This window comes from Pantoea sp. CTOTU49201, from assembly GCF_032054795.1.
GTDB lineage: Bacteria > Pseudomonadota > Gammaproteobacteria > Enterobacterales > Enterobacteriaceae > Pantoea > Pantoea symbiotica.
Window position 1 is genome coordinate 1 of record NZ_DAMBSA010000134.1, and the last position, 10,542, is coordinate 10,542.

Annotated in this window: 8 protein-coding genes and 1 pseudogene; all 9 read left to right on the top strand. The window is 55.2% G+C overall.

What is annotated here, in order from left to right; genetic code table 11:
* The coding region (pilW, locus tag RTY00_RS11435) for a type IV pilus biogenesis/stability protein PilW (RefSeq protein WP_312664516.1) at window positions 1–728 on the top strand (728 nt) is incomplete at its 5' end.
* A complete protein-coding gene (gene rodZ / locus RTY00_RS11440) occupies window positions 718–1,734 on the top strand; it encodes a cytoskeleton protein RodZ (protein ID WP_312664517.1) in 1,017 nt (338 codons plus the stop codon). The genes pilW and rodZ, both read left to right, overlap by 11 nt.
* A gap of 38 nt (window positions 1,735–1,772) precedes the next feature.
* On the top strand, window positions 1,773–2,894 hold the full coding sequence (gene ispG, locus RTY00_RS11445; RefSeq protein ID WP_008108306.1) for a flavodoxin-dependent (E)-4-hydroxy-3-methylbut-2-enyl-diphosphate synthase: 1,122 nt from the start codon (window positions 1,773–1,775) through the stop codon (window positions 2,892–2,894).
* Between the two features lie 106 nt (window positions 2,895–3,000).
* Entirely contained in the window at window positions 3,001–4,275 is a 1,275-nt protein-coding gene (gene hisS, locus RTY00_RS11450) for a histidine--tRNA ligase (RefSeq protein WP_008108307.1), read from the top strand.
* 39 nt (window positions 4,276–4,314) lie between these two features.
* Window positions 4,315–4,932: a YfgM family protein gene (locus tag RTY00_RS11455; RefSeq protein WP_101763489.1), complete on the top strand. Its 618-nt coding sequence runs from the start codon at window positions 4,315–4,317 to the stop codon at window positions 4,930–4,932.
* A gap of 19 nt (window positions 4,933–4,951) precedes the next feature.
* Entirely contained in the window at window positions 4,952–6,133 is a 1,182-nt protein-coding gene (gene bamB / locus RTY00_RS11460) for an outer membrane protein assembly factor BamB (RefSeq protein ID WP_154155662.1), read from the top strand.
* Window positions 6,134–6,311: 178 nt separating this feature from the next.
* A pseudogene (der, locus tag RTY00_RS11465) lies at window positions 6,312–7,801 on the top strand (ribosome biogenesis GTPase Der).
* A gap of 96 nt (window positions 7,802–7,897) precedes the next feature.
* Window positions 7,898–8,125, top strand: a complete 228-nt coding sequence (locus RTY00_RS11470; protein ID WP_312664518.1) for a zinc ribbon domain-containing protein — start codon at window positions 7,898–7,900, stop codon at window positions 8,123–8,125.
* 328 nt (window positions 8,126–8,453) lie between these two features.
* Window positions 8,454–10,542, top strand: a 2,089-nt coding sequence (locus RTY00_RS11475; protein WP_312664520.1) for a membrane-bound PQQ-dependent dehydrogenase, glucose/quinate/shikimate family, incomplete at its 3' end; no start/stop codon positions are given.

A 10,542-nucleotide genomic window follows, 5' to 3' on the forward strand; every position in this document is an offset into this window, starting at 1 on the left:
AAGGATTACCCGCAGCGATTCTGGCTGGCTTTGTTGTAACCGGTTGTGTCAATCACCCTGCAAAGCAGAGTGCAGCGGATATCCGTTTGCAGCTCGGATTGCATTATCTGGCGGTGAAGGATTATGCCGCTGCACAGCGCAATTTATTGCGTGCTCAGCAGGCAGCGCCGAAAGATTATCGCGTGCCGTTGGCCCTGGCCCGTGTGGCGCAGGCGCAGCAGAACAGCGCACAAACCCGCTGGCACTATCAGCGGGCGCAGCAGTTAGCGCCGCTGAATGGTTATGTGGCTAACAATTACGGTGCGTTTCTCTGCGGTTTAAGGCAGTATGACGAAGCGCATCAACAGTTTAAGCTGGCAATTGAGGCGCAGGAAATCGATGCTCGTCAGGATGCATTCCTGTTTTCGGGCTATTGTTACCTGCAGGCTGATGAGAGTGCCGCAGCGCGCGAGCAGTTAGGTTACGCGCTGGATGCCGCACCGGAGCAGGGCAGTCAACTGCTAAGGGAAGTGGAAAGGCGGCTTGAACAGCAGGAACAGCAGTCGGTTCCGCTGCTTTTAGAAGTGTACCATCAGCGTTTGCCGGCAACGGCAGAGAGCCTGTGGTTACAGATACGTTTCGCCGCGCAACAGGGAAACGCTGCTGACGTTACACGTTATGGCGACCGGTTGGCGCGAAGTTTTCCACAATCGATACAGTACCAGCGTTATTTAGCTAATGAATACTGAAGCCACTCAAGAGAATTCTGCAGTACATTCCACAGGTGAACGCCTGCGTCTGGCCCGTGAGCAGATGGGGCTGACCCAGCAAAACGTCGCTGAACGCCTGTGCCTGAAACTTACTACCGTGCGTGATATTGAAGAGGATAAGTCACCTGCTGATTTAGCGTCGACATTCCTGCGCGGATACATTCGCTCCTATGCCCGACTGGTGCATGTACCGGAAGATGACCTGCTGCCGATGATGGCAAAACAGGCTCCGGTGCGCGCGGCTAAGATCGAGCCGATGCAGAGCTTCTCATTGGGTAAGCGTCGTAAAAAGCGCGATGGCTGGCTGATGATCTTCACCTGGTTGGTGATTTTCGTCGTAGTCGGTTTAACCGGTGCGTGGTGGTGGCAGAACCATAAAGCGTCACAGGCTGATTTGGTGTCGATGGCCGATCAAAACGGCAGCGGCGACAATAGCCAGTCCATTCCATTGGGCGATAATAGCACCGACAGCAATGCCGATGCAGATACCAACGCAGCCGGTACGCCAGTTGATAACGGTGCTGGCGCTGTCGCCACGCCGGAAAGCAATACCGCCGCACCTGCGGCGAGCAATAGCAATACCGCGCAAACCAACGGCAGCGACAACGCCGTGGTTTCGCCAAGCCAGGCGCCGATTGATACGGCACCGCCAGCGGCGACGTCTCCGGCGCCAGCGAACAGCGTTCCTGCCGGCCAAATGCCTACCGGGAACGCGGCAGTCAGCCAACCGGCAGGCGATCCGAATGCCATCGTGATGAACTTCAAAGCCGATTGCTGGCTGGAAGTCAGCGATGCGACCGGCAAGAAGTTATTCAGCGGTCTGCAACGTAGCGGCGGTAAGCTGAGTTTGTCCGGAACGGCTCCGTATCGTCTGAAAATTGGCGCACCAGGTGCGGTTGACGTGCAATATCAGAATCAGCCCGTTGATTTAAGTCGTTTTATCCGTAATAACCAGGTTGCCCGTCTGACGCTGGGTGCGCAATAACGCGCAGCGCGCTTTCCGGGTAATTGTGGAGAGAGAATATGCATAACGAAGCACCCATTATCCGTCGCAAATCAACACGGATTTACGTCGGCAAGGTGCCAGTTGGCGATGGTGCGCCCATCGCCGTTCAGTCAATGACCAACACCCGCACTACTGATGTGGACGCCACCGTTAACCAGATTCGCCAGCTTGAGCGCGTCGGGGTTGATATCGTGCGCGTCTCCGTACCTACAATGGATGCGGCTGAAGCCTTCAAACTGATTAAGCAACAGGTCAACGTGCCGCTGGTAGCGGACATTCACTTTGACTATCGCATCGCACTGAAAGTGGCTGAATATGGCGTGGATTGTCTGCGTATCAATCCAGGCAACATCGGCAACAATGAGCGTATCCGCCAGGTGGTGGATTGTGCGCGTCATTACAATATTCCGATCCGTATCGGCGTGAATGCCGGTTCGCTGGAAAAAGATCTGCAGGAAAAATACGGCGAGCCAACGCCGCAGGCGCTGCTCGAATCCGCGATGCGCCATGTGGATCACCTCGATCGCCTCAACTTTGATCAGTTCAAAGTGAGCGTCAAAGCCTCTGACGTGTTCCTTGCCGTTGAATCTTATCGTTTGCTGGCGAAAGCCATCGATCAACCGCTGCACCTCGGTATCACCGAAGCGGGCGGCGCGCGTGCCGGTTCAGTGAAATCGGCAATTGGTTTAGGTCTGCTGCTGGCCGAGGGCATTGGCGATACGCTGCGTATTTCGCTGGCGGCCGATCCGGTTGAAGAAGTGAAAGTCGGCTACGACATCCTCAAATCTCTGCGCATCCGCGCGCGCGGCATCAACTTTATTGCTTGCCCGACTTGCTCACGTCAGGAGTTTGATGTCATCGGTACGGTGAATGCGCTGGAAGAGCGGCTGGAAGACATCATCACGCCGATGGATATTTCCATTATCGGCTGCGTGGTGAACGGTCCGGGTGAAGCGACAGTTTCAACTCTCGGCGTGACCGGCGGAGCCAAGAAAAGCGGCTTCTATGAAGATGGTGTGCGTCAGCGCGATCGTCTTGATAACAACGACATGATCGACCAGCTGGAAGCGCGTATTCGCGCCAAAGCCAGCATGCTGGATGAAAGCCGCCGCATCAACGTGCAGCAGCTGGAAAAATAATCGTGGTGCGCGCCTGTCGCGTGTCAGTTTGTGATTGAACCTGTGCGGTTTCATCCTCATAAGGTATGATGCCGCTCAGGTTTTTTTGTCTTAAAGAGATTCTAACGTGGCGAAGAATATTCAAGCGATTCGCGGGATGAACGATTACCTGCCGGCGGATACCGCGATTTGGCAGCGTATTGAAGGCACCCTGAAGCAGGTGCTGGCCAGCTATGGTTACAGTGAAATCCGTCTGCCAATCGTTGAGCACACCCCGTTGTTCAGCCGCGCGATCGGTGAAGTCACCGACGTGGTTGAGAAAGAGATGTACACCTTTGAAGACCGCAACGGCGAAAGCCTGACGCTGCGTCCGGAAGGTACCGCAGGTTGCGTGCGCGCCGGTATCGAGCACGGCCTGCTGTACAACCAGGAACAGCGTCTGTGGTACACCGGCCCGATGTTCCGCTACGAGCGCCCGCAGAAAGGTCGTTATCGCCAGTTCCACCAAATGGGTGTGGAAGTCTTTGGTCTGCAAGGCCCGGACGTGGATGCTGAGCTGATCATGATGACCGCGCGCTGGTGGAAAGCGTTAGGTATCGCCGATCACGTTGAGCTTGAGCTGAACTCTATCGGTTCGCTGGACGCGCGCGCCAACTATCGCAGCGCGCTGGTGGCGTTCCTGGAGCAACATCAGGACGTACTCGACGAAGATTGCAAACGCCGCATGTACACCAATCCACTGCGCGTGCTCGACAGCAAAAATCCTGACATCCAGAAACTGTTAAACGATGCGCCAACGCTGGGCGAATTCCTTGATGAGGAGTCGCGCGAGCACTTCAGCGGGCTGTGCGCCTTGCTGGACGACGCGGGCATTAAATATCGTATCAACCAGCGCCTGGTGCGCGGCCTCGATTACTACAACCGTACCGTGTTTGAATGGGTGACCAGCAGCCTCGGTTCGCAGGGCACCGTATGCGGTGGCGGACGTTACGATGGTTTAGTTGAGCAGTTGGGTGGCCGTGCCACGCCAGCGGTTGGTTTTGCCATGGGCATGGAGCGTTTGGTGTTGCTGGTGCAAGCGGTTAATCCAGAATTTGAACCGACGCGCATTGTTGATGTCTATGTTATCGCTTCGGGGCAGGGCGTTCAGTCCGCCGCGATGCAACTGGCGGAAAAACTGCGTGATGCTGATCCGGCATTGAAACTGATGACCAACTTCGGTGGCGGTAACTTCAAGAAGCAGTTTGGACGTGCAGACAAGTGGGGCGCACGCATTGCGCTGGTGCTGGGCGAAGATGAAGTGAAAGCGGGCCAGGTTGTGGTGAAAGACTTGCGTACTGGCGATCAACAGACGCTGGCTCAGAGCGACGCCGCTGCGACGTTGCGCACGCTGCTGCAGTAAGCGCAGCACTGCAACAGCCATTTTAAAGAGAGGGATTGCGTGGAAGTTTACAGCAACGAAAACGAACAAGTTGACGCACTGCGTCAGTTCTTTGCCAACAATGGCAAATTCCTGGCCGTTGGCGTAATCATCGGTATCGCTGCGCTGGGTGGCTGGCGTTTCTGGTCCAGCCATCAGGAAGGGACCGATAAAGCGGCATCAGCAGAATATCAACAGCTGACCAGCGCGATGCAGGCGGACAAGCCGGATTCGCTGGAAGCGGTAGCCACTTTCGCTAGCGAAAACAACAACACCTATGGTGCGTTGGCGTCGCTGGATCTGGCTAAGCAGTATGTTGAAACCAATCAGCTCGATAAAGCTATCACTCTGTTACAGAGTGGGCTGAAAGATACCAAAGATGCCAACCTGCAGGCGGTGATTAACCTGCGTCTGGCACGCATTCAATTGCAGCAAAGTCAGGCCGATGCCGCACTTTCTACCCTTAACAATGTTAAAGGTGATGGCTGGACAGCCATTGTGGCGGACATTCGTGGCGAAGCACTGCTGAGCAAAGGCGATAAGCAGGGCGCGCGTGATGCCTGGAGCAAAGGTGCTGAATCGCAGGCCTCTCCTGCGCTGAAGCAAATGCTGCAGATGAAGATGAATAACTTAAGTTAAGCCAGTCAAGAGAGCGCACATGGAATTACGTAAATACCTGCTGCCAGGGCTGATTTCAGTCACTCTGCTCAGCGGTTGCTCGCTGTTCAGCGGCGAAGAAGATGTAGTGAAAATGGCCCCGCTGCCTAAAGTGGAAAACCAGTTTACGCCGCAGACCGCGTGGAGCACCTCAGTCGGCGACGGCGTTGGTGATTTCTATTCCAATCTGCATCCAGCCTGGCTGGACGGTACCGTGTATGCTGCGGATCGTTTTGGTGTGGTTAAAGCGCTTGATGCCAGCAATGGTAAAGAGAAATGGAAAGTCGATCTCTCTGAGAAAACCGGCTTCTTCTCGAAAAACATCTCGGCACTGCTTTCTGGCGGCGTAACGGCCAGCGGCGATCGCATCTACATCGGTAGCGAACGTGGTCAGGTATTTGCGTTGAATACCAGCGATGGTGGCATTGCCTGGCAGACCAAGGTCGCCGGTGAAGCGCTGTCGCGTCCGGTAGTGAGCGACGGTTTAGTGCTGATCCACACCAGCAACGGTATGTTGCAAGGTCTTGACCAGAGCACTGGCGTGATCAAATGGACCGTCAACCTCGATATGCCTGCGCTGTCACTGCGCGGTGAATCGGCTCCGACCGTGGCCTTTGGTGGCGCAATCGTCGGTGGCGATAATGGTCGCGTGAGCGCAGTCATTGTCAACCAAGGTCAGCTGATTTGGCAGCAGCGTATTTCGCAGCCAAGCGGCGCAACGGAAATCGATCGCCTGAGCGACGTCGATACCACGCCAGTTGTGGTAAACGGTGTGATTTATGCGCTGGCGTATAACGGCAACCTCACCGCACTGGAACTGCGTTCTGGTCAGGTTCTGTGGAAGCGCGAAATTGGCGGCGTGAAAGACATGGTGGTGGATGCGGGTCGTATCTATCTGGTCGATCAGGATGACCGTGTGATTGCCCTGAATGCTGACGGTGGCGTGGCCATCTGGCGTCAAAGCGATCTGCTGCATCGTAATCTGACCTCACCGGTGCTGTTCAACGGTTATCTGGTGGTGGGCGATAGCGAAGGTTATCTGCACTGGATCAACACCCTTGACGGCCGCTTCGTGGCGCAGCAGAAACTGGACAGCGATGGCTTCCAGACTGAACCGGTTGTCGCCGGTGACAAGCTGCTGATCCAGGCGAAAGGCGGAGAAGTTTACGCCATCACCCGTTAAGGAATTGGCTCGGCGGGAACCCGTTTCCCGCTCGCTTACACGGCTCCTGATTCGTCAGGGGCCGTTTCGTTTTTAGTCAGGCATGGTATTCTTTGCGCCTTCAGCCTGACGCCTGGCGTCAAATGTCGTTATAATCACGCCATTCGGGCGAATTATTTTAAAAACTGAGGCAAGTGTTATGGTACCTGTGGTCGCGCTGGTTGGGCGTCCCAATGTGGGAAAATCTACGCTATTTAACCGTTTAACACGCACACGTGATGCGCTGGTGGCGGATTTTCCTGGACTGACTCGCGATCGCAAATATGGTCGCGCCGAAGTGGAAGGGCGCGAATTTATTGTTATTGATACCGGCGGTATCGATGGCACCGAAGAGGGCGTTGAAAACCGCATGGCGGAGCAGTCGCTGCTGGCGATTGAAGAAGCCGATGTGGTGCTGTTTATGGTGGATGCGCGCGCGGGCGTGATGCCAGCCGATCAGCAGATCGCCAATCATCTGCGTGCGCGTGAGAAAGCCACCTTTGTTGTCGCCAACAAAACTGACGGTATCGACCCGGAAGCAGCGGTGCTGGATTTCTATGCGCTGGGCTTAGGTGAGATTCACGCCATTGCGGCTTCGCATGGCCGTGGCGTTAACAGCCTGCTGGAAACAGCACTGTTACCGTGGATGGAAGAAGTCGTTCCAGAAGTCGAGCTCACTGAAGAAGAAGAGAACGCCGCCTATTGGGCCGATTTAGAAGAAGAGAGTGAGAAGGCGCTGGAGGAAGAGGAAGAAGAAGACTTCGACCCAACCACACTGCCAATCAAACTCGCCATCGTCGGCCGCCCCAACGTGGGTAAGTCAACGCTGACTACCGTATTCTTGGCGAAGATCGTGTCGTGGTCTTCGACATGCCGGGCACCACGCGCGACAGCATCTATATTCCGATGGAACGCGACGATCGTGAGTATGTGCTGATTGATACCGCTGGCGTACGTAAGCGCGGTAAAATCACTGAAACCGTCGAGAAATTCTCAGTTATCAAAACGTTGCAAGCGATCGAAGACGCTAACGTTGTGATGCTGGTGATTGATGCGCGTGCCGGAATTTCCGATCAGGATCTGTCGCTGCTGGGCTTCATCCTGAATAGTGGGCGCTCACTGGTAATCGTGGTCAACAAATGGGATGGCATGACGCAGGAAGCCAGAGATGAAGTCAAAGAGATGTTGGACTTCCGCCTGGGCTTTATCGATTTTGCGCGCATCCACTTCATTTCAGCCCTGCACGGCAGCGGCGTCGGTAACCTGTTCGAATCGGTGACCGAAGCCTACGACTGCTCCACCAAACGTGTGGGCACCGCAATGCTGACGCGCATCATGACCATGGCCGCCGATGATCACCAGCCGCCATTGGTGCGTGGTCGCCGCGTGAAGCTGAAATATGCGCACGCCGGTGGTTATAACCCGCCAATCGTGGTGATTCACGGTAACCAGGTGAAAGATCTGGCCGATTCCTATAAACGTTACCTGATGAACTACTTCCGTCGTTCACTCAACGTGATGGGTACGCCGATTCGCATTCAGTTCAAAGAGGGCGATAACCCGTACGCGGGCAAACGCAATCTGTTGACGCCAACACAGCAGCGTAAACGTCAGCGTCTGATGTCGCATCTGAAGAAGAACAAGCGTTAAGATGAGAAGGGCCCAACAGGGCCCTTTTTTTATGAACCTGTAACGCGTAGGGTCGCCATTCATGGCGACCGCCATCCAAAGCGCAGAGGACAATTGATGAATTTTTCCTGCCCAGCCTGTCAGCAACGACTCACTCACAATCAAACCGGTTTTAACTGCCCCAGCTGTGAACATCATTTCGCTCACATCGCCTTGTGTCCAGATTGCCACCAACCGTTGCAGGTGCTGAAAGCCTGCGGTGCGGTGGACTACTTCTGCCAGCACGGCGACGGCCTTATTTCCAAAAAACGTGTCGAATTCATCCCCGACTTAACATCGCAATAAGAAAAGTCACGATACGCCGTCATATTTATTAATAGCTTACGACTGGATTTGTAGCAAAAATGCTATTAACCAGTGACTGCCGCGTTATGGATATTCACTTTTTATTGTACCAGGTGGTACAATCCTGCCGCCTTGTAGCGAGAATCACTCTCACCTGCGTTGTGTCCTCGCTCACAAGCGCCGAATCACGGGCATTGCACCCGTACCAATAGATATAAAATAAAGCGTAACGGAATTATTCCTGTCTCCCGCTGCGGCTGGAGCCTTGTTATCGGCTGCCACAGATTTACTGGCGCCAGCGCTTTATTTTTTCAGGAGAGTTTTTGTTATGGCAGAAAATTCCGCTCGTCCCAGCAAAGGGCTGAGCATCTGGTCCGTACTGTTTGGCCTGGTCCTGCTGGCTATCGGCTTGTTCTTCGCTATCGGCGGCGGCAAGCTGGTTGCGCTGGGCGGCAGCTGGTACTTCCTAATCGCCGGTATCGTCATGTTGCTGTCGGCCATTCAGTTCTTCCGTCGCAAATCATCCGCCGTCACCCTGTTTATTCTGGTGTTTGCTGGCACGTTGATTTGGTCACTGTTTGATGCAGGCTTGCATTTCTGGCCGCTGGTATCACGTTTGATGGTGCCAGCCGGCTTGATGCTGTTTGCATTCCTCACCTGGCCAGCTCTGCGTAAAAGCGAAGGCAAAAGCTCTCTGGCGAAAGCCTCTTATGTGCTCTCTGCGGTGATCGCGGTGGGCATGGTGGCGACCTTCGTGCAAATGTTCCAGCCGCATCCTACCGTAGCATTTGACGGTAAACAGCTGCCGCTGATTCCGGTCGATAAATCAAAACCTCAGCAAGACTGGAGCAGCTACGGCCGTACGCCGGGTGGCGACCGCTTCGCTGCCATCGATCAGATTACCCGCGACAATGTGAAAGACTTGCAGGTTGCCTGGACTTTTCACACCGGTGATACGCCGATCAGCCCAACCGGTAACGGTGCGGAAGATCAGCAAACTCCACTGCAAGTGGGCAACACTCTGTTCCTGTGCACCCCGCACAACAATGTGATTGCGGTTGCAGCTGACAGCGGTAAGGAAATCTGGAAACGCGAAATCAACGCGCAGGCAGAAGTGTGGAACCGCTGCCGTGGCTTAGCCTATTTCGACGCGACTAAACCGCTGCAGCAGCCAACAGAGCCGGGCTCAACGCCGGTGACTGCCGCTGTGCTGCCTGCGGGCGATACCTGTCAGCGTCGTATTCTGATGAACACCATTGATGCGCGTCTGATTGCTATCAACGCCGACAACGGTGAGCTGTGCGACACCTTCGGTACGCACGGTGTGGTTGACCTGAAAACCGGTCTCGGCAGTGCGCCAGATCCGCAATATCAGCTGACTTCACCGCCAGCGATGGCCGGTACCACCGTTGTTGTGGGCGGTCGCGTTGCCGATAACGTACAGACCGACATGCCTGGCGGCGTGCTGCGTGGTTTCGACGTTATCACTGGTCAGATGCGTTGGGCGTTTGACCCAGGCAACGATGACCCTAATGCGGTGCTGATGCCGGGTAAAGATTACACCCGCAGTACGCCGAACTCGTGGGCGCCAATGTCTTACGATCCGGCAATGAACACCGTGTTCCTGCCAATGGGAAGCTCGTCAGTGGATCTGTGGGGTGCGAACCGTACCAAACTGGATCACACCTACGGCGCATCAATCCTGGCGCTGGATGCAACCACCGGTAAGCAGAAGTGGGTTTATCAGACCGTGCATAACGATCTGTGGGACTTCGACCTGCCAATGCAGCCGAGCCTGGTCGACTTCCCGATGAAGGATGGCACCAACAAGCCAGCCGTGGTTATCGGCGCGAAAACTGGCATGATTTGGGTGCTGGACCGCCTGACCGGCAAGCCTTTGACCAAGGTTGAAGAGCTACCGATGCCGCAGGGTCACATCCCGAACGAGCAGTACACCAAAACTCAGCCGCACTCAGTGGAAATGCCAAACATCGGCAATCAGAAAATGACTGAGTCGGATATGTGGGGCGCAACGCCGTTTGATCAGCTGGCGTGCCGTATTGCCTTTAAAGGCATGCGTTACGATGGCCTGTTCACCGTGCCGGATACCGATAAATCCCTCAGCTTCCCAGGTTCGCTGGGCGGTATGAACTGGGGCGGTATCTCGTTTGACCCGAACAACCAGTACATGTTCGTTAACGACATGCGTCTCGGCCTGTGGGTACAGATGATCCCACAAGACACCAGCAAGACTGCAGCCAGCAACGGTGGCGAAGCCATCAACACCGGTATGGGTGCGGTTCCGCTGAAAGGCACACCGTACGCGGTTAACAAAAACCGCTTCATGTCGCCGCTGGGCATTCCGTGTCAGGCTCCGCCGTTCGGTACGCTGTCGGCGATTGACATGAAAACCCGTC